We start from the raw sequence: 25695 nt of genomic DNA on the forward strand, positions 1-25695 counted from the left end.
TGGGTAGCTCCTCTCTTTGATGGTCGTTCCCTGGCGCCTTGAAACTTCCGCTGCGGAAATTAGCGCTCACTTGTATAGACATATCATTCTAGGCATGTATACAATGTTACGTCAATATCGTATTTTTTGAAAGGAAATTTCGCGGGAACATAGGGCTGCATCGCACGCCTAATGGAGGGGCCCCGATTCATCACTGAGACGGACCCAACAGAGCATGGAGGAATGGCCGCCTCCGGGCTGGTGCCAATACTTGGCCTGAACTCGGCCGAATTCGTGCGCGTTGCCGTGTCCGAATAGAGCCGGGCTCAGCCCCGAAAGTGAATTCGAAAGCGAACACTCTCATGCCGATATGAATCCATATCGTTCGCAATTTTGTATACTTTAATGGAGGAAATAATGCGAATTAAGCTGATAAATCCCAATACCACTGCATCAATGACCGAGCTTATGGGCGAAGCGGCCCGTGCGGTCGCTGCGCCCGGTACTGAGGTTGTTCTTGCGACGTCTCGATCCGGCGCGGCATCGATCGAAGGGCACTACGACGAAGCTTTGAGCGTCCTGGGCACCATTGACGAGATACTCGAAGGCAGTGTTGCCGACGCATATGTGATCGGTTGCTTCGGCGATCCGGGACTTCTCGCCGCGCGGGAGATTACGGGTGCTCCCGTGCTTGGGATTGCCGAGGCCGCGATGCATGCCGCGACATTCGTCGCCACCAGCTTCTCGATCGTCACGACACTTGAACGCACGCGCGTGATTTCAGAGCAGTTGGTGAACAACTATGGGATGCAAAATCATTGCCGTCGGGTCAGGGCTACCAACGTGCCGGTGCTGGAACTTGAAAAGCCAGGGTCAAGCGCCCGCGCAATCATCCTCGATGAGTGCGAGGAAGCGCTTCGCGACGATCGCGCAGAAGCGATCGTGCTTGGCTGTGCCGGCATGGCGGATCTGGCGAAGTACCTCGAAGAGAGGCTGCACGTGCCGGTGATCGACGGTGTGGCCGCTGCGATCAAGTTTGCCGAGGCAATCGTCGGCATGCGGCTGCGCACGTCCAAGGTTGGCGATCTGGCATATCCGCTTCCCAAACCTTACCTGGGCAAGCTCTCTGGCTATGCGCCGGCCAAACTGTTTCCAGCCAGTGAGCGCGAGCGCACCGCCTGCATGGCGATCCGGCGGAGCTGATCATGGATTTCGATTTCGCCGAACTGCCCGAGAAAGACCGCTACCGCCTGCTCTCCAACTTCGTCGGGCCGCGCCCGATCGCGCTCGTCACCACCATCGACGAGCACGGTTGCAACAATGCCGCCCCGATGAGCTTCTTCAACGTCTTCTCGCACGAGCCGCCGCTGCTCATCTTGGGCATGCAGACCCGCCCCGACGGCACTGCCAAGGACACCGTCGCCAACATCCGCCGCTCCGGCGAATTCGTCGTCCACATGGTCGACATGGCGATCGCCAAAGAGATGATCGTCACCGGCATCAACTTCCCCAGCGACGTCGACGAGATCGAGGTCGCCGGGCTGACCAGCACGCCATCGGTCAAGGTTGCGGCGCCCCGCATCGAGGAATCGCCCTGCGCGATGGAGTGCCAGGTGTCGCAGATCCTCGACTATGGCCGCCGCACCATCGTCATCGGCGAGGTTGTGCAGATGTATGTCCGCGACGAATGCTTGGACGAGCGCGGCCGCTACGTCCGGCCGGAGGTCTATCAGCCGATCGCCCGCCTGCATGCCGACAACTACATCGTCGCCGACAACCAGTTCGTGCTGAAGAAGCCAGATGAACTGCTGCAACACGAGACCTGGGTGCACGGCGGCCGCCGCCGACCCGCATAGGGAGGGTGACTGATCGTGTGGCTGGTAAGAATCCTCGACGATTTCGGCCAATTCATCTTTGCTTCACCAAAGTCTGGTTTACTTGAACGCGATGATGCGGATCGTACTGGCTCTACTGCTGGCGGTGTTACTGGCCACTCACGTGGCAACGCCTTTGTTTGCCTGGGTGGACGACGCTTCGTTTGAAATCGCAGACTTGGGCGTGACAGCTCAGCCCGGCGACGCTGACAGCAGCGATGGCAGCACCGGTCCGGCGCTCCAACATATTCCGGCCTGCCAGGATCATTGCGCAGGATCGCTTGTCGGGGTCGCCGCACAAAACGTCCCGTCGCATGACCGAGGCAAGATCGTAGTTGCTCAGGTTCGACACGCATCCACCTGCCTGGCGGTTTCTGTACCTCCTCCCCAATCCACCTGATCAGCGGCGTAGCGGTACAGCGGTAGCCTAGCGCTCCCGACTGTCGGGCTACTTAGGCAAATTCGCGTTGAATGCAGCGTCAGTCGAACGCGCGGCACGCGAGAATATCCGCCATTCGCCACCCTATTCATGATCGCTTCCCAAGTGAAGCGACTGTCGTCATCCTTGTTTTAGAGTTTCGCCTTGAGCACGAATTTTCGTCCACAGTTCGCCATACACCGCAGAGACTTATTGGCGATGGCCGCAACCGCTGGAGCTTTCGCTCTCGCGGGATGCACCACGGTTAGAACTGATGATCCCGAGCCCGCAGAACGTGCGCCCGAGCCGTCATTCATCTCTATGTATGGCGCGATGCCAAATGAGGATTTTCCGATTCCGCCGGTCGATCTGACGAAGGTGGACGAGAAGTTCTACCGCCGGCTCGTCGACGATCCGACTGGAGCGGCGCCGGGTACGATCGTTGTCGATACGAGCAAATATTTCCTCTATCTCGTGCGTCCCGGGGGCAAGGCGATGCGCTATGGCGTGGGTCTTGGCCGCCAAGGTTTCACATGGTCTGGCGAGGGTGTGATTGCTTGGAAACAGCGCTGGCCGAAATGGACGCCACCAGCGGAGATGATCGCCCGTCAGCCAAAACTGGCAAAATACGGCGCGGAAAATGGTGGCATGCCACCCGGACTCGACAATCCGCTTGGCTCCCGGGCTCTTTACATCTTCCAGAATGGTCAAGACACGCTTTTTCGCCTGCACGGGACGCCGGAGTACGCGACGATTGGTAAAGCGGTATCCAGCGGATGCGTCCGCTTGATGAATCAAGACATCATCGATCTATACGACCGCGTGCCAAGCCAAACTCCCATTATCGTCCGCAGGGGAGTTGGCCTTGATGTCTGACACGAAAATCCCGCTGTCTCTCCATCCCCTAGAGATCCTATCCCTCGCCTTTGGCAAACGGAGCCGCCCCGCTCCAGCCTTCGACACCGTCTCCGATCAGATCCGGCAATCACTTCAAGCCGCGGAAGAGAAGCGGGTCGTTGATACTCTACGCGCCAATGCCAAGGTCGAAAAACTAGTGCCGGACGTGGCGCCACCTGCGGGCGCCGACGACGGACACGACCACTGAGACCATCATGATGATCAAATTGATCGACCGCCGTTCGTTGCTTCTTTCATTCGTCGGCACACTCGCGGCGGGGAGATTAGCGTCCGCTCAGACGGCAAAGCCCGGCAAGAAGCCTTTCCAGATCGACCCGCGCTTCCTGCCCCAGGTCGTCGCGTTTCCATATGAATATGCTGTTGGCACAGTCGTGGTCGATCCGGCAAACCGTTTCCTCTATCTCGTTGAAGCCGCTGGGTTAGCCCGCCGCTACGGCATAGGTGTCGGGAAGGCTGGGCTGGCCTTCCGCGGGACCGCGGAAGTGGGGCGCAAGGCAAAGTGGCCAAGCTGGCGACCGACGGACAACATGATCCGACGCGACCCCAAGAAATATGCCAAGTATGCTGGTGGCGTGCATGGCGGTCGAAACAACCCTCTCGGCGCCCGGGCACTTTATCTCTATCGGAATGGGCAGGATACGCTTTACCGCATTCACGGAACGACCGAGCCATGGACGATCGGAAAAGCGGTCTCCAACGGCTGCGTACGCATGGTGAATGATCATGTGACGGACTTGTACGAGCGCGTCCCAGTCGGCGCGCGGGTCGTCGTGATCGGCTGATGACCTTCGTTCTCGTCATCGGTGCCGGTCAGGCGGGACTTGCGACCGGCTGTCATCTGCGCCGGTCCAGTCTCGACTTTCTTATCGTCGACAGTGCCTGCCATGTTGGAAACAGCTGGCGCAAACGCTACGAATCTCTGACTCTTTTCACGCCACGGCAGTTCAGCGCCCTCCCCGGGCTTCCACTGGTGGGAAATCGGGAGCTCTACGCCACTCGGGAAGAATTTGCGGACTATCTCCAGACCTACGCGACACGCTGCGGCCTTCCGGTACGCCTGAATTCTCGTGTGGTTCGCCTCGCCCGGATCGGCGGCAACGCTTTCGAGGCGACGCTGCAGAACGGTAAACGGCTCCAGGCTACGCATGTTGTTGTCGCGACCGGCGGCTTTCAGAAGTCAGTGGTTCCACCCATCTCGGCGAAATTCGATGCGGAGGTGGTTCAGCTAAACGCGGAAACGTACCGCAACATCCACCAGATTCCGGGAGGGCGTGCGCTTGTGGTCGGCGATGGGGCGAGCGGCCGCGACATCGCGGTCGAACTTTCTTCGCGCGGTCCGACCGCACTGGCCGCCGGCAAACCACGACGGCTGTTTCCGGAGCGAGTACTCGGCAAGAGCGTGTGGTGGTGGCTGAGCAAATCGGGTGTGTTGAAGGCGCCGCCTAACTCGACAATGGGGCAGTTCCTCAGGCGCTCCGATGCATTTCCTGATCGTGATCGAAGCATTGGTAGTTTGACACGTAAAAACATCGCGATCATGCCGCGGCTGGTCGACGCCGCAGGCGACAAGGCAATTTTCTCGGACGGTTCCAGCATCCCCGTAGCGGCGGTGATCTGGGCCGTTGGCTACGTCGACGACAGTTCGTGGCTCGGCGTGCCTGAAGCCACGGCAGCTGATGGATCATTTCTCCACACCGAGGGCGTGTCGCCGGTCCATGGATTGTTTTTCGTTGGAAAACCGTGGCAACGCAATCGTACATCGGCCCTCATTATGGGTGTAGGGGACGACGCACGGTTGATTGTGCAGCGGATCGCAGCAGAAGGATCAGGTCAGACAGCAAGAGGTTGATAGGCTTCCTGCTTGCGAAGCGATCGGCCCTCTCGGGCCTGTCTACGCTGAACAGGCCTCCGCACGTCCGAACATCACGACCAACATCGATCCCATGACCATCCGAGCCCCCAAGCGCTGGCCGGATCGGGCTCTACGGCGCTTCTATGGGTTCATTCGTCGCTGGAAGCGGGAGCGGAGCCAGAAAACATCAAAGAACGCCCCCACCAATGCCGCCGCGAACAGCGCTGCGGCGATGGTCGAGATTTCTCCAATTGCTATCATCATGCGGGGCATGAAATAGAAAGCGAGACCGAAGCCGGCCATGATTGCGAAAGCCGCGATCATGGACGGGCCAGACTTCCGATCGATCATCTGAGCCGCCGTTCCCTACCTTGATAGGCCATCAGCACAATAACTGCTCCATCGCAGTCGCGTGCGGTCTTGATTGCGTCTTGCAACGCGGAAACACCGACCGCGCCTTTGATGATGTTGCTGCCGATGACAATGGATGGTGCTCCATCGGTCCCAACTCCTGGGCGAGTGCAGGATCCTGTCGATTACCGCCTGAACCAAGGGATCTTCCAAAGCTATTACGAGCTTTTGATGTCGAAGCCCATCTCCTGAGCGATCTTCAGTGCCCTGCTACATTGACCTGACCTTGCGTTTCGAGCACGGCGATGCTGGTGGATGATAGGAATCCGTCGCCGCGTAAGCGGTGGCAAGAATATCGGCCCCGTCATTGGTCACAAGTTCCGCAAGAGCCGACGGTACACCCACCAACCGATCATCTTCCTTGCTATGGCATGGTGCCGCGACCTGAGGTTCGTCATTCCATCGACCGGCAGGAATGAATGAACCTGCGCCGTCGAGCGATAACCGCAACGAAGCCATTTGAAGGCTTAGTCAGGAAGGTAGCCCGCCCTGCGCTATCGGCCTTATCAGATACGGCGCCTGCACTGCGGTCGGCGACGCTGCCCCGATGACACCCCACAACGCCAAGAATAGCGGAGCGATCGAAAAACGTCGCGCACGAGTCGATAGCGCTGGTAGGCTTCGGCCCATCCCTCTCACTTTCCCCAAGTTCGTTCTGAAATGAACGTTAATCGTTAACCTTGATGAATGGTTAACTCAAAACGGCCATCTCGCCGCGCGTCGAAAAGCCACGTTAGCCGCACAAAAAGCCTCTTGCCTCTCTAGCCACTAGAGGAATTATGATGCTTCATTGATTTGAGCGAAAGGCACCATTGATGAGCACGTCTATGTTGCAAAGCCGTTTCCGCGTCGAGGGGATGGATTGCGCCGGCTGCGCCAAAAAGATTGATACGGCTGCCAGACGCGTCGACGGCGTCGATGACGTTTCCGTGTCCGTAACCGCCGGAACGATGACCGTGACGCATCAACCCGCCACCGACCTTGCAAGCCTGTCGAAGCGTATCGAAAGCCTTGGCTATAAGGTCACTCCTGCCGCGGCGAGATCGTCGGCGGCAGCGTTGACGGGGCGGGCCGAGGCTGTTTCTCAGGATCACTCCGGGCATGACCATTCAGGGCATGACCACGCAGGACACGATCACTCCGGGCACGAACACTCGGGGCATGACCATTCAAAGCACGATCACTCGGGGCATGATCATGGCGATGACGCGCAGGATCAAATACCGGGTCGCGATGAGAGTCTCGCGCAAAGCCGATATCGCGTCGAAGGGATGGATTGCGCGAGTTGCGCGCAGAAGATCGACACGGCGGTAAGGCGGATCGAAGGGATCAAAGAGGTTTCGGTTTCGGCGACCGCCGGAACGATGACCGTGACGCATGGAACGGACGTCGATTTGTCCGAGATCAAGAAGCGCGTTGAAAGCCTAGGGTACAAGGTTTCGCCCGCTGCGGCGACCAGAAGCAAGGCTGCTGTGGGAGCCGCCTCCCACGAGGACCACGATCACAAGGACAAAAAGGGCGTTGCTGGGCTTCATGGTCATGACCACGGCAATGAGGAAGGACCGTGGTGGAAGTCGAAAAAGGCAAAGCTAACGATTGTTTGCGGCCTTGCGCTGGTGGCTGCATTCATCGTCGGCAAGCTTGTGCCTGCTTACGAGACATGGGCATTCATTGCTGCAATGGCTGTCGGCCTCATTCCGATTGCGCGACGCGCGATGATGGCCGCAGTCAATGGCTCTCCCTTCACCATAGAAACGTTGATGACAGTCGCCGCGGTCGGCGCCGTCATCATCGACGCCAGCGAGGAAGCGGCAGCCGTTGTTTTCCTGTTCCTGGTCGGCGAGTTGTTGGAAGGTGTCGCCGCGGGTCGCGCGCGTGCCAGTATCAAGGCCCTGGCCACGCTTGTTCCGAAAACCGCTCTGGTTGAAGACGGTGGCAAGACGACGGAGGTGGCTGCGGAAAGCCTCGCCGTTGGATCGACCATTCTGGTGCGGCCCGGCGACCGTGTACCGGCGGATGGCGTCATCCTCTCAGGCAACACGTCCATCGATGAAGCCCCGGTAACTGGCGAGTCCGTTCCCAAGGCGAAGGGCCCTGAGGATCAGGTCTTTGCGGGCACCATCAACCAGGACGCCGCCATTCGCGTCAAGGTTACGGCAGCAGCAGCCGACAATACCATCTCTAGAATTATTGAATTGGTGGAACAGGCGCAGGAATCCAAGGCGCCGACCGAGCGCTTCATCGACCGGTTCTCTACCTACTACACGCCTGGGGTGATGGTCGTGGCCACCCTTGTCGCAGTTGTTCCGCCGCTGGCTTTCGGGGGCGACTGGTCGGAGTGGATCTACAAGGGCTTGGCGATCCTACTCATCGGCTGCCCATGTGCACTCGTTATCTCCACGCCCGCAGCAATCGCTGCCAGCCTGTCGGCAGGCGCGCGCAGGGGCCTGCTCATGAAGGGCGGCGCGGTTCTGGAATCCTTCAGAAAAGTGACCAAGGTGGCTTTCGACAAGACGGGCACTCTCACCGAAGGAAAACCAAAGGTCACGGACGTGGTTGGCGCATCCCGTTCGGAAAAAGAAACCATGGAACTGGCAGCCAACCTCGAAATCGGCTCAAGCCACCCACTCGCCGTAGCCATTCTGGCGAAGGCACGAGAGAACGGATATGAGCCGACGTCGGCGAATGACGCGAAGGCAATAGGCGGCGAAGGAGTCATCGGCACGGTGAACGGCGCTTCGCTGTTTCTGGGCTCGCCGCAAGCCGCTGAGAAGCGAGTTCCCCTCAGTCAGGAGCTCCGCGAACAGATCACTCGCTTCAACGATAAGGGGAAGACCGTTTCGGTGCTGCTTGTCGGCAACGAGGTCGCAGGCTTGCTAGCGATGCGTGACGAACCGCGAGCTGACGCGGCGGCGGGCATTGCCGCGCTCAAGGAACTCGGCATTTCTGCTGTTATGCTTACGGGTGACAACAAGAGGACAGCCGCGGCTATCGCGGCATCGCTCGGAATAGAGCCGCGCGCGGAGTTGATGCCTCAGGACAAGCAGCGGATCGTCGGCGAGATGCAGAAGGCTGGCGAGATCGTCGCAAAAGTCGGTGATGGCATCAACGACGCGCCTGCCTTGGCGGCCGCGGACGTCGGCATTGCCATGGGCGGCGGTACCGATGTCGCTCTCGAGACCGCCGACGCGGCGGTTCTTCATGGGCGGGTGATGGACGTGGCCAACATGGTCGCATTGTCGCGCGCTACGATGAGCAACATCTTCCAGAACATAACTATCTCGCTCGGGTTGAAGGCCGTCTTCCTGGTGACCACAGTTCTCGGCATCACCGGACTCTGGCCAGCGATCCTTGCCGATACCGGGGCCACTGTTCTCGTGACAGCGAATGCGATGCGCCTGCTCGGCTGGCGCGGCATCAAATAGCGCTTTTGCATTCAAGGCAATCTGCCATATGAGTGTTGGCTGGAGAAATGATGTTGATTGAAATGTCGGCAGTCGGATTGGCGACTGCTGTGGTAGCGGGCGCCATTTCGTTTGTATCGCCATGCGTTCTTCCCTTGGTGCCCGGATACCTTTCCTTCGTCTCGAGCGGAATTGACCCGGCTTCGACACGCATGATCGACCGTCTGCGCGTTGCATGGCCCGCTTTGTTCTTCGTTCTGGGCTTCACAACAGTCTTCGTGATGCTGGGCCTCGGCGCGCAGGCGCTTGGTGGGCTCCTCCTGAGATACAGTTTCGAGGCGAACCTCATCGGTGGGCTGCTGGTTGCGGCCTTCGGCCTCATAATGACTGGCTTGGTACGCTTACCGTTCCTCATGCAGGAGTTCCGGACGATGGGGCCAACTTCGGTGTCGGGTCCCACCGGAGCCTATCTCCTTGGTCTAGCCTTTGCCTTCGGTTGGACGCCCTGCATCGGACCGGTGCTTGGATCGATCCTCACAGTATCCGCCCTCTCGGCTGGAAGCGGCGCCATTCTGCTCGCCGCCTACGGACTAGGACTGGGTGTGCCATTCCTGGTGGTGGCTTTGACGTTCGGACATTTCGCCGGTTCCCTGAAGCGCCTCCGCTATGTGGGTCACATCCTCAACGTCGTTGCCGGTAGCATCATGATCGTGATGGGCGTTCTGATGATGACCGGCCGCTTGCAGCTCATCGCTTTTTGGCTGCTGGAGCGCTTTCCTGGACTTGGGACAATCGGGTGAATGCCGGCTGACGTTTCAGCAGGCCAGCCCGCTCCGAGTCCGAGAATCTTGAAGCCCTGCGATGCAGGGGTGCCGTCTCCATCCGGTCGATTCTGAAGCTACGTTGTTTCCGTCGCATTGGCTGCTGGCTTGGGAAGTCTGGCGGCACTCGCCTTCGCGCCATATTTCATTCTGCCCTTCACGTTCGTAGATTTCGCAGGCTTCCTGATCTTGCTTCGGCGCGCCAGGTCCTGGCGATCGGGCTTTCTCCTCGGCTAGAGCGCCGGACGCTCAGATTGACTCAAGAGGGATTCCGGTGAGGCAAGGTTCGTGATTCACTTCCGGCAGGAGGTGATTTGCGATGCCCAAGCCCTATTCGATCGATCTGCGTGAACGCGTTGTCGGTTATGTCGAAGCTGGCCGTTCCCGCCGCGCGGCCGCTGCCCATTTTGGAGTATCGGTGTCGTTCGTGGTGATCCTGATGAGGAACTATCGTCGGACCGAGAGCCTGGCGCCCAAGGCCAGCGGTGGCCGGCGCCATTCCAAGCTTGACCCGCATCGTGCATTTCTGCTTGGCCATGTGGTCGAGAAGGACGACATCACCATGCCGGAGCTTGCCGCCGAACTGCTCGCGGCTGCAGGCGTCCAGGTCGCTCCCGCCTCGATCTCGCGTTGGCTCATCAGGAACGGCTACCGTTTTAAAAAAAACGCTGCTGGCCAGCGAGCAAGATCGTCCCGACGTCTCCAAGGCGCGGCAGGAGTGGCAGGCCAAGCGCCAGCCGCGGATGCGACTTGAGCCGCATCGGCTGGTGTTCATCGACGAGACCGGAACCACGACGAAGATGACACGCTTGCGTGGCCGCTGCCTGAAGGGCAAACGGTTGCGCTCAAAGGCGCCGTTCGGGCATTGGAAGACGCAGACCTTCATCGCCGGGCTGCGGTGTCACGGGCTCACCGCCCCTTTCGTCGTCGACACGCCGATGAACCGGCGCATCTTCGAGACCTATGTCGAAACCCAACTCGCTCCGACGCTGGCAAAGGGCGATGTCGTCATTCTCGACAATCTCGCTGCCCACAAGAGCCCAGCCGCCGAGGCAGCGGTCCGGGCCAAAGGCGCATGGCTCCTCTTCCTGCCGCCCTACAGCCCGGACCTCAACCCGATCGAAATGGCCTTCGCCAAGCTCAAGGCGCATCTGCGCGCAAGGGCCATCAGAACCGTTGACGCTCTCTGGCAAGCCATCGGCGATATCTGCAATCTCTTCTCTCCAACAGAATGCAGAAACTACTTCAAAGCCGCAGGATATGGACTCACGTGAACGTCCGACGCTCTAGGCATTCGGCCTTGGAAATTCCCTGGTCGGCCTCAATTGGATCACTGAAAGTTCCAAAGTCGAGGCTGGGACAATTGGCGCTTTGGCGTGGCCGGCCGTTGTTGGTCTATGTGAATTCCTGACGATCTTCCCCGCCGCCGCATCAACAACGCGCGCCTTTAGCGCGGCAGGTCCAGCCCCCGTTGTCGCTTTGCAACATTGTGGGCTCTCGCCGAGATGGCCCGTGGACGGTTCTGTCGGGTCTCCGTGGCATCTCGTCGGGTCTATGTGGGGTATCTCGGACGATACGCTGCAGCTCGCCTCGCTGCTTGGCATCTATGGCTCAGCCTCATTGCGGTGAGCCTCTTCGGCTTCCGTTGCCTCCGTAAGGCGCGCTTGCTGTCGGCGCGGTTAGACAGGCGCAAGGACGGCCGGACCAGGAACCGGCCCTACTCAACAGTCACTCGTGCTCGACCAGGAGGGAAGGCTTTCGGCTGCCTATGACAAGATCAGGCTGGTCCCATTTGGTGATATTATGCCGACGGCAGGCTCAATCGATTTCGTTCCGGGTGAAGGTCCGCAGCTGCTCGACATTCCGGGACTTCCCGCAGCGATACCTTTTGATCTGCTATGAAGCAATCTTCCCGGATCCAGGTGACCGGCGTGCACAATGGATCCTGAATGCAACGACGCCTGGTTTGGAACATCCTCGGGCCCTATCAGCACTTCCTCAGGGCGATCGAGCTGCCTGCCGTGCGCATGGCGAACATTGGAATAAATGCCGTCGTGGACGCCTACGGACGCACCGTGGACTCGCGGCTTTGGGCACAGCAGGCGTGAGCTCGACGTTCACCTCGCGGCGTCGATCAGGTTACTGAACCGACCCGACCAGCGGCTCCTGTGCGCCCTCGAGGATTGTAACCCAACGTCCGGTGTGATCGTTTGCCTGTCTTTTCAAGAATGTATAGCCAGTTTCGTCCCAAGGCACGACGGAGTCGCTCAGGTTATCTAGAACGAAATCGCCCTGGTCTGTTCTCACCGAGAGAACAGCGTGGCCCTCACCATCAGGCTTTCTTAAAACAGTAATCAAGAGGTTGGACGGAGATATTCCTTCCTGCATCAGCACACGCCGCTTGCGAAGGACATAGTCTTCGCAGTCGCCTAGCTTATCAGGATAGGCCCAGTATTCGTCCTTACCGTATATGTCGATATCGTTCATTGGCTTCACAGCCTGGTTGACCGAAACGGTGAGTTTTTCAAGCCGCTGCAAAAGCTGCTTCGACAGTTTTAACGGAGTCTGATCAGATGATCGAATTGCGCACTCCTCTGGCAGGCGTTTGCAAAGTTCGTAGTGTCCGATCGGTTGAGAAGTACGTGATGCCGTGAGCATCAGGCTCGGGTGGGCGGCGGCCGATCCAGCCAACAAACACGCTGAAATTGCAGCGGGCGCACACGCCAGCCATGTCGATGTCCTTAACAACAACCCGCCCCCGCTCCCCGCACTCTTTCGTTAATAAAAAGCTAACAGCGAACGTCGAAAACGTCCATTGCATTTCGGCAACAGTCGGGGTTCGCGAAAGATACGGTTAACGGGGATTCGGGACCGAAGGACCGCAGTCTACGCGATCCGGTCCCGTTGCCAGCCACATGCGCGGCAGCGGTGGAACCAAATTTCGCGGGCCAACCGACAGGAACCGAACGAAAGGGGCTTGAACCCCACCCTGCTGGAGAAGCGACGCTATCGATCAGTGTCAATGTCTATGGACTGCAATGAGTAGTCGCTTCAGCTCGTCAAATTTATTCCTAGGATCGCTATTTGTCCTGGCGGCGTTTACATTCGACCAATCACCAAAACGATCATCGCCGACATTGCCATGCAACCCCCTCGGGGGATCTTCATCACCGGATTCCTCAATAGCATCCTGAGCTGGACTTTTCTCGGAGACCCTCAGGGGTCGACCGGAGACCCGTGTTGTTACATCCTCCGTGATCGTAACCGGGTTGTTGGTATGGATGGCCATCGCGGGTGACCGATTGGAAGCTGTCGGCGTCAGCCTCATGGCAGGAGGAGCTTCCGGGAACATTTTCGACCGTATGCAACGTGGCAAGATCACCGACTTTTTCGACTTCCATCTAGCCGAGTGGAATTGGCCAGCCTCAATCTAGCCGATGTCGCGATCGTCATTGGCGCGCTCATTCTTGTGGGCGGCTCATTCATACGCCCGAGGCCAGTCGTTATAGAGAAATCACCGCCCGGTCGTCGTTAGCCCGATCAGTCGAGAAAGACCCAGCTTCGGCTGGCGGCGCGCCCTGGCAAACTGCTTGTTTGGTTGCGATGAAAGATAAGTTCGGCCTCGAACACGTCACAGTTCAGATCGAAGATGAGAAACTGCGCGGCCAGGAACCGCCCTCCCATATCTAGAGGACATAGGTGCTCAAGGTCCCGAACGCATTGTTTGTGGTTACAGTCATCGCTGCGACATCAGGCGCGTCTTCAATTGTCGATGCACAAATCAGCGCATCTAGAGAAAGAGCGCCGGTTGGCACGTATCTCTGGTTTCCGGACTCAGCCGGACCCAAGTCCGAAGACGAATGTCGGGCTCTTGTCGCAAGCGTCAAGCCATCACGAAAAAGGGTCGAACAGTGGCTTTGGGGCAGGATGCCAAACAGCGACCCAGGAACTGACGACTTTTATCTTGTGCTGACAGAAACCCGGATGGACCCAACTTTTTCGGCCGAGGGCGACTATGATGCCGGCGAGGTGGCACTCGGACCGACGATGAATGGTGAAACTCCATTCACACTCGTTCCTGATGATCATCCTGACACGACCATCAAGGGGACGATCGTTGCGAATCCGAACAGCCAGATTGTGGCAGTAACGCTCCGCGATATCCCTCTCGATGACGGGCAGACCGACCGAACAGTGTACTACTGTCGTTTCGATGAGCCGATGACGGAAACCTGAGGCGCCGGGTCGGTACAGGCTAGCAGAACGATCTGCTACTCAGACGGACGAAACTTCTGATCGCAGCTTGAGCAGGACCGCCCGACATCCTTGAAGCGCACCCTCATTCCGTCAAGACTCCCGGCTTGGGACGCCGCGACCAGAGCCTTGACCGCGGCATCGAACCGCTCCATCTGCAGCTACGCCGGCGCGGGTAGTGGTCGGGTCGAAATCCCGGCGTCCTGTCAGCATCTCGCCGACCGTCTTCATGCTGTCGGCCATCAGTTTCATGGCCGACATGCGTTCGGCCACAACACCCATGGTGCCTTCATGCGCGACAGCGGGGGCGCCGGTAGTGAAAACCGCGATGACAGGGGCAGATAGTCGATATGTGGGCACTGCGCAGCTATCGTCTTCTAGAGGGTGGGAATGCGAGAAACTGAAGCCCCTATCCATACCGATGGACATGATCTATAGCTTTGGCTATGAAATTTCGCGGCCGGTCGCCAAGTTCTATGGATGAAGAGATTGTGCCTACAGGAAACCCCGACGAAAGCCGTCCGCCCGCTCTCGTAGATGCTGACAGCCAGGTCGAGAGCTTTCGCCAGGCGCGCAATAACCGGCGAACCGAACTCGTCGAGGATTATGTCGAATTGATCGCGGACTTGATCGATCATGATGGCGAAGCGCGGCAGGTCGAGATCGCACAAAGACTGGGCGTCGCTCAGCCCACGGTGGCCAAGATGCTCAAGAGGCTTGCGTCCGACGGACTGATCCAGCAGCGACGCTACCGAGGCGTATTTCTAACGGACGAAGGCAAGGAACTGGCGCGCTTGAGCCGAGAGCGCCATCGGATTGTCGAAGCTTTTCTCTGCGCCCTCGGCATAAGTCCTGAGACGGCGCGCATCGACGCCGAGGGAATGGAACATCACGTCAGTGCAGAGACGCTCGATGCGTTTCGGGTTTTCGTCGGGAACGTTGCCCTCTCCTAAGTCAAATAGTGGCGGAATTTGAGTGAGGCCTGGCTACAACGTTGTCTTTGCGACGCGAGGAAAAACTCTCAGCCCGTAGATCCGGCCGCTCATATCTGCTGTTGAAGTTCTCTTAGTCTGTGCGCCGAGGACTGTACGGACTTGCGAGATATCCTTTCTTCAAGGCGTCATGGGCAGAAGGGCGAAAGACGATGCACAAGTTCAGGCGCGATGTAGATCACAAGCTCCGGGTTCCAAGGCACGCGGATCAGATCGGCGAACTCGGGAAGGCTTGCCGATATTTCGGTGTGGGCCGCGCCAGTTTCTATCACGCAGGGTGTGTTGGGCCTTGAGAACCGAAAGACAGCGCCGAAGAACCAATCGCCCCCCCCCGAAATCGTCGAGAAGGTCCTGCATCCGCGCAAGACCTATCATCTGGGACGATGCGCATCGTTTGGTATCTGGCGCGATATCACGCCATCACCATTTCGGATGCGGGTGTGTATCGCATCCTAAAACGCTGCGGTCTCAGCCGACTGCCGGGCGGCACGCGTGTCCGAAATACCCACACCAAGCGCTATGAGAAGCAGGTGCCAGGCCACCAGACACAGGTGGACGTCAAATTCCTGAAATTCAATGGCAAAGGCGGCAAACCCGTCAAGCGCTATCAGTACGCGCAATCGGCGATGCCACGCGCATCCGCGCCCTGAATTCTACGATCGGCACCATCAGGCAAACGCGATCGACTTCATCAATACCGTCATCGCCAGGTTCCCGTTCCGCATCCGCGAAGTTCGCACGGACAATGGGCATGAATTCCAGGCGAAGTTCCATTGGCATGTCGAGGACCAGGGTATCAGACACGCCTACATCAAGCCCGCGTCGCCGCAGCTCAATGGCAAACTCGAACGATCACATCGGACAGATGAGCAGGAGTTCTATCAACTGCTCACCTACACCGACGATATCGACCTTGGCGCAAAACTCTCCCAATGGGAGAACTTCTACAACCTGTCGCGACCCTCATGGGTGCATTCAATGGAAAAGCACCTTACGAGGCCCCCCCCGCGAACGGCTATAAATGGGTGCCTGGATGTCTCACAACCGCGCCCGCATTACAGGCAGATCAGGGAAAATCCGGCTATCCATATTACTCAGAAGTCGAAAAGCTCGCCCAGAAGCGATTTCTTCTTCCTATAGGGCTGCTGCGCGCCGTAGTGGCGCTGATCGCCATGTTTGTCGTCACCATCGCGGTAACGCGGCGGCTCTGCTTCCCGGGGGGCTGTATCCCCTGCTGAGCGTTCAATGATCTTGTCGAGTTCGCCGCGATCCAGCCAGACGCCGCGACATTTTGGGCAATAGTCAACCTCGATACCCTGACGGTCCGCCATGGCAAGTTCGGTATTGTCGATTGGACATTTCATGTTCGTATGCTCCTTTTGAGTGCGCTGCCGGCAACAAGCCACCGCAAATTATCGGACCGCCGCAACTTCGTCATCGACAAGCTTCTTGAGTTCGTCCGTGCCGAAATTCGGCAAGGGCTTTCCATTGACGAAGAATGTTGGCGTCCCCGAAACTCCGACAGACTTTCCGTCGGCGACATCGAGGTTCAGGGTTGCCATGATATGAGGCGCAAGCCTTTCTTCCTTCGCTTTCGCAACGTCGAGACCCGCTACACCCGCCGCCGCCCAAGCCTTGTCGAGTTGCGGCCCATCATGAGGAGCCCATTCCGATTGCTGGGTCAGAAGAGCTTCCAGCACCGGTACAAACAGGTTCTGCATGCGTGCCGTTTCCAGGATCCGCACGGCTTCGTCCGAGCCGTCATGGAACGGGGCATACCGCAGGACCACCCGCACATCCTGCGGGTATCGCGCCATGATCTCCTTCACGATCGGATAAAAGGCGCGGCATGCTTCGCAAGATGGATCGAAGAACTCGACGATGGTAACTCGCGCATCTGCCGGACCGAGGACCGGCGAATGAGGCCGCACAAGAGTGCTCGACTCTTGCGGTGGCGCTACGGGCGCTTCTTTTGGACGATTGGTGTAGGAATATCCCGCAATCCCGAAGCCAATTACGGCGACAGCGGCGACAATGGCGACAATTGTGCGTCGGTTCATGCGATAGACCTCCGGCGGACGATGACGAGGAGAATGGTGATTGCCGTAAAAGCGGCGAGTGAGAGCACTGGAAGGGGGACCCATCCAAAGATGTCCATGTTCGAACCTGAACATGAAGGACCGGCACTGCAAGGCTCAATGCTTTCGGGGATGATGCCGCCGTACAGGAGGCTGTGATAGAGAGCTATCAACCAACCGATCACTGCGAGGGGGAGCGCATAGCGCCATATGGTCGAGTCCGACACAAAGCATGCGACTGCCAGGATAATGGCGAGGGGAAACATGAATGCGCGCTGGAACCAGCATAAGACGCAAGGCGCCTGCCCCATGATTTCTCCGATGAACAGCGCGCTAAGTGTGGAGGAAAGAGCTATGAGCCAAGCAACAAGCAGTGGGCCCCATGCACGTTCTTTCTGAGGGTCAGCATTAACAGTCATCGCGAAACTTCCGTGTCCGGCAGTGGCAGACCATCTGGGTCCATTTTGGGGTGTTCGCGCGGATAGCGCGGATCATTCTTCTCGATCAAGCGACGCAGTTTCGCGATCCGGGTTTCTCGTGCCTCGTCCATGTCCATCATCCCGATATAACGGCCATTGGCTCCCATGAGCAACACGCCAGCAGTATGATCCATCGTGTAATCGCCGCCATCCAGAGGTACCTTCTTATAGTAGGCCTTGAAGGTCCTCGCGGCGGCGGCAGTCTGTTCGGGCGTGCCGCGCAGCCCGACGATGCGGCTGTCGAATGCCGACATGTATTCTGCGAGCATTTCCTGGTTGTCCCGCTCCGGATCGACCGTGATCAGCAGCGGGGTGAAGCGGTCGGCGTCCGCACCGAGTTCACTCATCATTATGGTCAGCTCGGAAAGTGTCGTGGGGCAAATATCCGGACAGAACGTAAATCCGAAGAACACGAGGTAAGGTTTCCCAGCGACGTCCGCATCGGTGAACCTTTGCCCTTTGTGCGTGGTCAGCTCAAATGATCCACCGACCGCGGCCACCCCGGAACTCGACACCGTGCCCGATCTGGGAAGTTGCGGTGCGCCTGGCAAGATGCCGCTGAAACCGATGAGAACTCCGCCAGCGATAGCGACTGCGCTCCAGGCGAAGACCCGGAATATCTTTACGGCGTTCATTGAGGCATCGATCCGTGACCGCCGTGATTTTCAGGCGGCGCCGACGCACCCATACCTTGGATGGCAAAATCGACAGTAACCGGTCCCGCCTTCTCGAAAATCAACGTCGCCGGAAACTTCTCCCCCTCTACGAATCTCTTCGCGGGCTTGATGAACATGATGTGAGCTCCGCCTGACTTGAGAGCAACGGTAGCGCCGGGCGCAATCTCAACGCCCCCAACGACAGGCCGCATGCTGGCGACGCCATCGACAACCTTCGACTCGTGTATCTCGAACTTCTGCGAAATCGATGATGAGCCGGACACGAGACGATCGGGTTCCGTTCCCGAGTTCGTGATTGTGATGTAACCGCCAGCAACAGGGGCCGCTGGTGGGGTAACTCGCGCCCAGGGGTGGTCGATCTTGATCGTCCCTATGGTATATTCGTGTGCGGTTGCTTTCAGCGGCATCACCAGAATAGCGAGCGCTATCGCTGTTCCGGCAATTGTATTCGATCGCATTGATGTCTTCCTTTGATGCGGGGAAATCAAAGAGCCGGTCGCTTTACTTATGACTCACCAGACTTATTTGCCCCCCGCATTTTGATCTTTAGCCCCTCGATGGCGCGCCTTGCCGCCGGAGTTTCTAAACCCTCTAGCTACCTGAGGTTCAACTAGCTTGGACGAGGCGAATTGCCGCGACCGTTGCTGGGCCCACAACAAGCCCTTAGAATCGTCCTTAAGACAGGAGGCTGGTCGCAGGTGCCGCCAAAGGGCGCGCGGGCGCCCCAGAACACTGTGCACGGCGCCAGGATAGGATATGGTCAAGCTGATAGCTGACCCTGTTTGACGGGTCAGTAGCCAACAATCGGCCGATTGTTGGCAATGCTGGCCTTCTACGTCCAGCTCAGAATAATTGTCGCAAGCACAATATAGCGGAGCTCCTTGGCATAGTGACGATTGCCAAGGAGCTCCAGACTGGCTCGCGCAAAACGCCGGCAACAACAGTCAGCGGATCGCCTATGACGGGAAGCCAGCTTAATAGTAGGCTCCACCGGCCGTAACGTTGGTACCGCCGGGTGGCGCGATCGAGCGCCTTAGGACTTACCGGGAACCATCTCCGATCCTGAAATCTGTCAAACGGCCCCAAAACTGCCCCCCGATTTGGAGTGCGCCCCTGAGGGTGGACACATCGGGATTGAAGGATTGACCAACTGTCGGGTTTTCGGAGAGAGAACCCACGGCAAACTACCGCAGTCACAGAATTGAATTCAACCGTCAGGTCGCTCAGGAGTTCATCGCCGCTTTGTCCGGCCCAGGATCGTTCTGGGCAATAAAGTCTTCTGGCGCGCCCGGCACACTATAGTCATAGGCCCAGCGATAGACGACCGGCAGTTCCTTGCCGAAATTGCCATGCGGCGGCGGTGTTCCCGCCGTCTGCCATTCCAGCGTCGTCGCCCGCCACGGATTGTCGCCCGCTTCCTTGCCGTGGCGGATGCTCCAGAACAGATTGAACAGGAACACCATCTGCGCGAAGCCGACGGTGAGAGCGGCGACGGTGATGAACTCGTTCAGCGTATGCACCGACGGCGGGATGAAGGCCGTGTCGCCGAGCTCGGGATAACGCCTGGGGACGCCGACCAGTCCGACATAATGCATCGGGAAGAAGATCAGATAGGCGCCGATGAAGGTGACCCAGAAATGGAACCGGCCCATCCACTCGTTGAGCATCCGGCCGGTCATCTTGGGATACCAGTGATAGACCGCGCCGAAGACGACAAGGATCGGCGCCACACCCATCACCATGTGGAAGTGTGCGACCACGAACATCGTGTCCGACAGCGGCACGTCGACAACCACATTGCCGAGGAACAGGCCTGTCAGCCCGCCATTGACGAAGGTGACGATGAAGGCGAGCGCAAACAGCATCGGGATGGTCAGGTGGATGTCGCCGCGCCACAGCGTCAGCACCCAATTGTAGACCTTGATGGCGGTGGGCACCGCGATGATCAGCGTAGTGGTGGCGAAGAAGAAGCCGAAATAGGGATGCATGCCCGAGACATACATGTGGTGCGCCCAGACGACGAAGCTGAGCGCGCCGATGCCGATGATCGCCCACACCATCATGCGGTAGCCGAAGATGTTCTTGCGCGCATGGGTGCTGATCAGGTCGGAGACGATGCCGAAAGCGGGCAGCGCAACGATGTAAACCTCGGGGTGGCCGAAGAACCAGAACAGGTGCTGGAACATGATCGGGCTGCCGCCGGAGAGCGGCTTTAATTCGCCCATCTCGACGATTGCCGGCATGAAAAAGCTGGTGCCAAGCACGCGGTCAAATAGCATCATCACGGAGGCGACGAACAGTGCCGGAAAGGCCAGCAGCGCCATGACGGTGGCGGTGAAGATGCCCCACACCGTCAGCGGCAGCCGCATCAGCGTCATGCCGCGCGTGCGCCCCTGCAGCACGGTCACGACATAGTTGAGGCCACCCATGGTGAAGCCGATGATGAACAGGATCAGCGACACCAGCATCAGGATGATGCCTGGGCCCGTGCCGCCAGGCGTGCCCGAAAGGATCGCCTGCGGCGGGTAGAGCGTCCAGCCCGCTCCGGTCGGCCCGCCGGGCGCGAAGAAGCTCGCGACCAGCACCAGCACGGCAAGCAGGTAGATCCAGTAGCTCAGCATGTTGACGTAGGGAAACACCATGTCCCGCGCGCCGACCATCAGCGGGATGAGGTAGTTGCCTAAACCGCCGAGGAACAAGGCAGTCAAAAAGTAGATCACCATGATCATGCCGTGCATGGTCATGAACTGGTAGTAGGCCTCGGGCGTGATGAAGTCGAAGGTGCCGGGAAAACCGAGTTGCAGCCGCATCAGCCAGGACAGCACCAGTGCGACGAGCCCGATGGCAAGTGCGGTGCACGAATACTGGATCGCGATAACCTTGGCGTCCTGCGAGAAGACGTATTTCGTCCACCAGCTGTGCGGATGGTAGAGCTCGACCTCCGGAACTTCCGCAGGCTGATCGGTTTCGGCCGTGCGCGCTGGGACATCAACCATCACTTCACATCCTTCCGATGAGGCTTAAAGCGCTCAGACCTCATTGTGCCAAAGCTTTGCCGTCTCGTCACCATGCTCAGACTCGGCCGCGCCGACCTTGGTCTCCTCGTTGAGATCCGTTCTGGTGCGCTTCTGCGCTACGCATCGTCCTCCGTCGGTCACGCGTTGTCGAGATAGTTCAGCATGATGACAACTTTTAAAAGGTCAAACCGATTTCTCGCCTGACCTGCCAGGATCGTATCGGTGCGCCCGCGAATTGCGATTTGGATGCTACAGCGATAATAGAGACCCTTCTCGCGCAAGCAATGTATGTGTGCTTTGTCTTCGGGTATTTCGTGCCGGTGAACTCGAAAAAACCGGAGGCCGGAATGAGGCAGCGTTTGCTGTTGGAAAAGCTGCGACCATCGGAGCGGAAGTTGAACACCGGACCGCGCTTGGGCTGTTCCGACGGCAGCCCGAAATTCATCGGCGTCAGCTCGATCTCATTGTCGTTCGCCGTCGCTCGCATCACCGGTGCCATATCACTGATGCGGATGTCGTCAGCCTGACGAAGATCGAGGCCGGTCTGCTGCGTTGGAATGTTCAATTCCAGCGCCTGCATCATCTGGACGTATTCGACCCACTTCACGTGCTGTTCGTAAGCATTGCACATGTGGCCAGCTTATCTGGGAACACGGATGAATTCGAGGTGGGCGTCACCCTTCGGGTCGGGCTCTCGACGCGCTCAGCCCCGCTGCGCGGGTCTTCTCCCTGCGGGCTTCGATCCCTGACGCAATCAGGCAGGCGCCAGGTCTCCCCACCATGGCCGGCTCCAGCCCCGAGAGTGAGAGGTCCGACTGGAAGTCCATGACGGGTTTGAGGCTGAGAGAGAGGTTCTCGCGGCGCCTGTCATGGAGAAGTCTCATGACCAATACAGTGACTATCGATGCCGGCCGCGACGAACGCAGCGGCTACAAGGTGGATGTGGCCCGGGGTCAGAGGGTCGCCCGCGTATCGTCGGAGTGGTTCAACCGCCCCGCCGACGAACGCTACCTGTCCTTGTCGGACCTCATGGCGTCGGTGCGAAGCCGTTCGGAACGCAGCCGGACCCGCACGGTGGAAACCGCCGCAATCCGTGTCGAGGCCAGTCGTGACGATGCCGAGCGGCTGACCCTTGCTCTGCCCGGCGCCGACAAGCCCGTCGCACCGACACATTGGAGCTTCGGCCAACTCGCGAGCATCGTGGGCGCGCCCGCCACCTATCTGCGCCAGCTCCCGGCGCCACTCGCCGGCATCAACCTGCAATATGGCCTGACATCGCACCGTGCCGAACAGGTGAAGACGCTCGAAGTCGAGGATGGCCGTGTAGAGCTCCGTGCCGTCACTGGTCCGGACTATGGCCGCATCTATGATCACGAGCTTGTGGCGGCAGTGCAGAAGATCGCCGGCAACGGCACCGGCGATACGCGCTGGAAGATCCCGGGCGTGCTCGACTGGTCCACCGGCATCTACAATCCCCGTGTCGGCATCACGTCGGACACCACCACGCTCTACGCGTCCGATCGGGACGTCTTCCTCTTCCTGGTCGATGACCTCAACCCGATCGAAGCCGGACGGCTGTCGGACGGCTCGCCCGATCTCTATTTCCGGGGCTTTTATTGCTGGAATTCGGAAGTTGGGGCGAAGACACTTGGCATGGCCAGCTTCTATCTCCGTGCCGTGTGCCAGAACCGCAATCTCTGGGGCGTGGAAGATTTCGAGGAAATCACCATCCGGCATTCCAAAAACGCTGCCTCGCGTTTCGCGCATCAGGCGGCGCCTGCGCTGACCCGCTTCGCCAATTCCTCGCCCATGCCCTTCATCAACGGCATCCGGGCTGCGCGGGAGAAGATCGTCGCCCGCACCGATGACGATCGCGCGGACTTCCTGCGTAAGCGCGGGTTCTCGAAGGCCGAGACGGCCAAGATCGTCGACATCGTGCTCGCCGAAGAGGGGCACAAGCCCGAAAGTGTGTTCGACTTCGTCCAGGGCATCACCGCCGTGGCGCGCGACAAGCCGCATCAGGATGCCCGTCTCGACCTGGAGGCCAAGGCCAAGAAGTTGCTCGATCGGGCAGCCTGAATTCCGCAAAGCCGGCAATGCGGTTCTCCGTGTTTCCGGCTCTGTGCCTTTCCGGATAGTCGAGTGTGCGGCGCCGTCCCCAGAGTGAGAGGGCGGTGCCGATCTTCGTGACGGGTTAGGAGGTCGAGAGAGGTTCCCGGCCGCCCGTCGCGGAGTAAATCCCCATGGCTACCGCCAAGAAGAAGCCCACCATCGTCCTGTCGCCCTCGCGCGATATTCCCTTCAACCAGCTCGTGCTCAGCCAGTCGAACGTCCGGCGCATCAAGGCCGGGGTCTCGATCGAAGAACTGGCCGAGGATATCGCCCGCCGCGGCATCCTGCAGGGTCTCACCGTTCGGCCCGTCATCGACGAGGCTGGGGCCGAGACCGGCATGTTCGAGGTCCCGGCCGGCGGCCGACGCTTCCGGGCACTCGAACTGCTCGTCAAGCAGAAGCGCCTAGCGAAGAGTGCGCCGGTCCCCTGTGTCGTCCGCGAGGGCGGCATCGCCGAGGAAGATTCGCTGGCCGAGAACGTTCAGCGTGCGCCGCTGCACCCGCTCGACCAGTTCCGGGCCTTCCTCACCCTGCGGGAGAAAGGCCAAGCCGAGGAGGAAATCGCGGCGACCTTCTTCGTCTCGGTCAATGTGGTCAAGCAGCGCCTGAAACTCGCGTCGGTCTCACCTGCGCTCTTGGATGTCTATGCCGAAGACGGCATGACGCTCGCTCAGCTCGAGGCGTTCACCGTCTCGGGTGACCATGAGCGCCAGGAGCAGGTGTTCGAGCGCCTCAAGACCTCCTACGACAAATCGGCCCATACCATCCGGCGTATGCTCACAGAAGGCGCCATCCGCGGCTCCGACAAGCGGGCGCAGTTCATCGGCATCGACGCCTATGTTGAAGCCGGCGGCACCGTGTTGCGCGACCTCTTCGAAGGTGATGATGGCGGCTGGCTGCAGCATGTCCCACTGGTCGAACAAATGGTGGCCAGCAAGCTCAGGACCGAGTCCGAGGCCATCGCCACAGAAGGCTGGAAGTGGACCGAGGTGGCGCCCGATTTCGCCTATGGCCACACCTATGGTCTCCGCCGCCTGCATGGCGAACCCGTACCCCTGACGGCCGAGGAGGAAGCCACGCGCGACGCCCTCAAGGCCGAGTTCGACCGCATGGTCGCGGAGCACGAGGGCGCCGACGAGTTGCCGGACGAGGTCGACGAGCGGCTCGGCGAACTTGAGACTGCGTTGGAGGCGTTCGGCGAACGACCACTTTCCTTCGATCTCGAGGAAATCGCTCGCGCCGGCGCGTTCATCAGCATCGCCGGCGACGGCCGCTTGCGCGTGGATCGCGGCTACGTCCGGCCCGAAGACGAAGCGCCGCTCGCGTCCGAGGCCGATGCGTCCGACGGCAAGCTAACGAGCGAAGGATCGCCGACCGGTGTGGTTCCCGACGCCGCTGACGGTGCCAACGATGAAGCCACCACCGAGCCTGAGGAGGACGAAGGTCTGTCGCCCATCTCCGACCGCCTGATGACGGAGTTGACGGCACATCGGACACTCGGGCTTCGGCACGCCCTCGGCGAGCATCCCGATGTTGCCTTTCGTGCGGCTCTGCACGCTCTGACGCTCAAGGTCTTCTACCAGTATGGCTCGGATAGTTGCCTTGAGCTGGACCTGAAGACCGTCAGCTTTGGGACCCAGGCGCCGGGGCTGAACGACAGCGTCTCGGCCGAGGCCATCCGCGCCCGACACGAAAACTGGGCCAAGGCGTTGCCGAAGGCCTCCACTAACTTATGGGACGCGCTCGGCGACTGGGACACTGACAGCCGTGCGGCGCTCTTCGCCCATGTCGTCAGCTTATCGGTGAACGCGGTCCACGAAGCCTGGAACCGCCGGCCCCGTGCACTTGCGCATGCCGATAAGCTGGCGGAGGCCGTCGACCTCGACATGGCTCCACGATGGAAACCGACAGTCGACACTTTCCTTGGTCGCGTGACGAAGGCGCGTATCCTCCAAGCGGTTGTCGAGGCGAAGGGCCAGCGCGTCGCCGACAGGATCGGTCACCTGAAGAAGGGCGACATGGCGACGGAAGCCGAGACCCTGCTCGCCGATATCGGTTGGCTGCCCGAACCGCTCCGCGCCCCGGTTCAGGCGACCGAACTCGCCGTGGCGCCGTCCGACGCTGACGTCGAAGAAACGGCGGGCGCAGAGGGCGAAACGACTGTGGCCGAAGATGATAGGGTCGCCGATGATGACGATGTCGCGAAAATGACCATCGCGGCCGAATAGCCTCCCATGACCCTCACAACTGGCTCGCCGGCAACGGCGGGCCTTTTTCTCTGCAGGAGGTCATCATGCGAGAACCTGGGCATGAACTGGCGCGTCGCCTCGCCGACCAGGCCGAAGCGGTATGCCGGCACTATCTTCCCAATGGCCGCCGCCAGGCCAACTATTGGACCGTTGGCGATGT

General features: G+C 59.5%; 24 protein-coding genes and 2 pseudogenes. 16 read left to right on the forward strand and 10 right to left on the reverse strand.

Features of this window, described 5'->3' with window-relative positions; all coding sequences use genetic code 11:
- Window positions 1–396: 396 nt before the first annotated feature.
- From J1C56_RS09590 to J1C56_RS09615, 6 genes are all read left to right on the forward strand, one after another.
- Window positions 397–1182 carry an aspartate/glutamate racemase family protein gene (locus J1C56_RS09590; RefSeq protein ID WP_214388382.1) on the forward strand — a complete coding sequence of 262 codons (786 nt, stop codon included), beginning with the start codon at window positions 397–399 and terminating at the stop codon, window positions 1180–1182.
- A 2-nt stretch (window positions 1183–1184) separates the two neighbouring features.
- Entirely contained in the window at window positions 1185–1835 is a 651-nt protein-coding gene (locus tag J1C56_RS09595; protein ID WP_214388385.1) for a flavin reductase family protein, read from the forward strand.
- A 601-nt stretch (window positions 1836–2436) separates the two neighbouring features.
- Window positions 2437–3147 carry a L,D-transpeptidase gene (locus tag J1C56_RS09600; protein WP_246591289.1) on the forward strand — a complete coding sequence of 237 codons (711 nt, stop codon included), beginning with the start codon at window positions 2437–2439 and terminating at the stop codon, window positions 3145–3147.
- On the forward strand, window positions 3140–3376 hold the full coding sequence (locus J1C56_RS09605; protein WP_214388387.1) for a hypothetical protein: 237 nt from the start codon (window positions 3140–3142) through the stop codon (window positions 3374–3376). Before J1C56_RS09600 ends, J1C56_RS09605 begins: the two co-directional genes overlap by 8 nt.
- A 10-nt stretch (window positions 3377–3386) precedes the next feature.
- The gene (locus J1C56_RS09610; RefSeq protein ID WP_214390164.1) at window positions 3387–3971 is read left to right on the forward strand and encodes a L,D-transpeptidase; all 585 of its coding nucleotides are present in this window, start codon (window positions 3387–3389) and stop codon (window positions 3969–3971) included.
- Window positions 3971–5038: a flavin-containing monooxygenase gene (locus J1C56_RS09615; protein ID WP_246591291.1), complete on the forward strand. Its 1068-nt coding sequence runs from the start codon at window positions 3971–3973 to the stop codon at window positions 5036–5038. The genes J1C56_RS09610 and J1C56_RS09615 overlap by 1 nt, the downstream gene beginning before the upstream one ends.
- Before the next feature lie 144 nt (window positions 5039–5182).
- On the opposite strand, the gene J1C56_RS09620 is transcribed toward J1C56_RS09615, so the two are convergent.
- Window positions 5183–5392, reverse strand: coding sequence for a hypothetical protein (locus J1C56_RS09620; RefSeq protein WP_214388389.1), 210 nt, complete (start codon window positions 5390–5392; stop codon window positions 5183–5185).
- 875 nt (window positions 5393–6267) lie between these two features.
- Here J1C56_RS09620 and J1C56_RS09625 point away from each other — a divergent pair.
- The 4 genes from J1C56_RS09625 to J1C56_RS09640 all read left to right on the forward strand — a co-directional run bounded on the left by J1C56_RS09625 (window position 6268) and on the right by J1C56_RS09640 (window position 11785).
- Window positions 6268–8877 carry a heavy metal translocating P-type ATPase gene (locus tag J1C56_RS09625; protein ID WP_214388391.1) on the forward strand — a complete coding sequence of 870 codons (2610 nt, stop codon included), beginning with the start codon at window positions 6268–6270 and terminating at the stop codon, window positions 8875–8877.
- 47 nt (window positions 8878–8924) lie between these two features.
- Window positions 8925–9656 carry a cytochrome c biogenesis CcdA family protein gene (locus tag J1C56_RS09630; RefSeq protein WP_214388393.1) on the forward strand — a complete coding sequence of 244 codons (732 nt, stop codon included), beginning with the start codon at window positions 8925–8927 and terminating at the stop codon, window positions 9654–9656.
- 340 nt (window positions 9657–9996) lie between these two features.
- A protein-coding gene (locus J1C56_RS09635; RefSeq protein WP_420797377.1) for an IS630 family transposase occupies window positions 9997–10951 on the forward strand; the annotation gives its coding sequence in 2 pieces (ribosomal slippage) (window positions 9997–10325 and window positions 10324–10951; 957 coding nt in all).
- A 675-nt stretch (window positions 10952–11626) separates the two neighbouring features.
- On the forward strand, window positions 11627–11785 hold the full coding sequence (locus J1C56_RS09640) for a hypothetical protein (protein ID WP_214388395.1): 159 nt from the start codon (window positions 11627–11629) through the stop codon (window positions 11783–11785).
- Between the two features lie 31 nt (window positions 11786–11816).
- Here J1C56_RS09640 and J1C56_RS09645 read toward each other — a convergent pair whose 3' ends face one another.
- Window positions 11817–12368 carry a transglutaminase-like cysteine peptidase gene (locus J1C56_RS09645; protein WP_420797378.1) on the reverse strand — a complete coding sequence of 184 codons (552 nt, stop codon included), beginning with the start codon at window positions 12366–12368 and terminating at the stop codon, window positions 11817–11819.
- A gap of 557 nt (window positions 12369–12925) precedes the next feature.
- Here J1C56_RS09645 and J1C56_RS33615 point away from each other — a divergent pair.
- Window positions 12926–13111, forward strand: a pseudogene (locus J1C56_RS33615) (signal peptidase II); the annotation flags it as partial.
- 265 nt (window positions 13112–13376) lie between these two features.
- Window positions 13377–13913 carry a hypothetical protein gene (locus J1C56_RS09655; protein WP_214388399.1) on the forward strand — a complete coding sequence of 179 codons (537 nt, stop codon included), beginning with the start codon at window positions 13377–13379 and terminating at the stop codon, window positions 13911–13913.
- Window positions 13914–13948: 35 nt separating this feature from the next.
- Here the strand turns inward: J1C56_RS09655 and J1C56_RS33620 are convergent, their stop codons facing one another.
- Window positions 13949–14086, reverse strand: a complete 138-nt coding sequence (locus tag J1C56_RS33620; protein WP_214388401.1) for a cytochrome c — start codon at window positions 14084–14086, stop codon at window positions 13949–13951.
- 321 nt (window positions 14087–14407) lie between these two features.
- On the opposite strand from J1C56_RS33620, the gene mntR reads away from it, so the two are divergent.
- Window positions 14408–14884 carry a manganese-binding transcriptional regulator MntR gene (gene mntR, locus J1C56_RS09665; protein ID WP_214388403.1) on the forward strand — a complete coding sequence of 159 codons (477 nt, stop codon included), beginning with the start codon at window positions 14408–14410 and terminating at the stop codon, window positions 14882–14884.
- Window positions 14885–15255: 371 nt separating this feature from the next.
- Window positions 15256–15924: pseudogene (locus J1C56_RS09670) on the forward strand (integrase core domain-containing protein); the annotation flags it as partial.
- 93 nt (window positions 15925–16017) lie between these two features.
- Here J1C56_RS09670 and J1C56_RS09675 read toward each other — a convergent pair.
- The 7 genes from J1C56_RS09675 to J1C56_RS09705 form a co-directional block, all read right to left on the reverse strand.
- Window positions 16018–16287: a TFIIB-type zinc ribbon-containing protein gene (locus tag J1C56_RS09675; RefSeq protein WP_214388405.1), complete on the reverse strand. Its 270-nt coding sequence runs from the start codon at window positions 16285–16287 to the stop codon at window positions 16018–16020.
- Window positions 16288–16335: 48 nt separating this feature from the next.
- A complete protein-coding gene (locus J1C56_RS09680; RefSeq protein ID WP_214388407.1) occupies window positions 16336–16983 on the reverse strand; it encodes a DsbA family protein in 648 nt (215 codons plus the stop codon).
- Window positions 16980–17420 carry a disulfide bond formation protein B gene (locus J1C56_RS09685; RefSeq protein ID WP_214388409.1) on the reverse strand — a complete coding sequence of 147 codons (441 nt, stop codon included), beginning with the start codon at window positions 17418–17420 and terminating at the stop codon, window positions 16980–16982. The genes J1C56_RS09680 and J1C56_RS09685 overlap by 4 nt, the downstream gene beginning before the upstream one ends.
- Entirely contained in the window at window positions 17417–18115 is a 699-nt protein-coding gene (locus tag J1C56_RS09690) for an SCO family protein (protein WP_214388411.1), read from the reverse strand. Before J1C56_RS09690 ends, J1C56_RS09685 begins: the two co-directional genes overlap by 4 nt.
- The gene (locus J1C56_RS09695) at window positions 18112–18615 is read right to left on the reverse strand and encodes a copper chaperone PCu(A)C (RefSeq protein ID WP_214388413.1); all 504 of its coding nucleotides are present in this window, start codon (window positions 18613–18615) and stop codon (window positions 18112–18114) included. Before J1C56_RS09695 ends, J1C56_RS09690 begins: the two co-directional genes overlap by 4 nt.
- A gap of 765 nt (window positions 18616–19380) precedes the next feature.
- Window positions 19381–21153, reverse strand: coding sequence for a cytochrome c oxidase subunit I (gene ctaD / locus J1C56_RS09700; protein ID WP_214388415.1), 1773 nt, complete (start codon window positions 21151–21153; stop codon window positions 19381–19383).
- Between the two features lie 196 nt (window positions 21154–21349).
- Window positions 21350–21805, reverse strand: a complete 456-nt coding sequence (locus J1C56_RS09705) for an SOS response-associated peptidase family protein (RefSeq protein WP_214388417.1) — start codon at window positions 21803–21805, stop codon at window positions 21350–21352.
- Between the two features lie 251 nt (window positions 21806–22056).
- Between J1C56_RS09705 and J1C56_RS09710 the strand changes: the two genes are divergently transcribed.
- Window positions 22057–23253 carry a DUF932 domain-containing protein gene (locus J1C56_RS09710; RefSeq protein ID WP_214388419.1) on the forward strand — a complete coding sequence of 399 codons (1197 nt, stop codon included), beginning with the start codon at window positions 22057–22059 and terminating at the stop codon, window positions 23251–23253.
- A 164-nt stretch (window positions 23254–23417) separates the two neighbouring features.
- Window positions 23418–25514, forward strand: a complete 2097-nt coding sequence (locus J1C56_RS09715) for a ParB/RepB/Spo0J family partition protein (RefSeq protein ID WP_214388421.1) — start codon at window positions 23418–23420, stop codon at window positions 25512–25514.
- Window positions 25515–25695 lie beyond the last annotated feature (181 nt).

It is taken from the genome of Aminobacter anthyllidis, from assembly GCF_018555685.1.
Lineage (GTDB): Bacteria > Pseudomonadota > Alphaproteobacteria > Rhizobiales > Rhizobiaceae > Aminobacter > Aminobacter anthyllidis.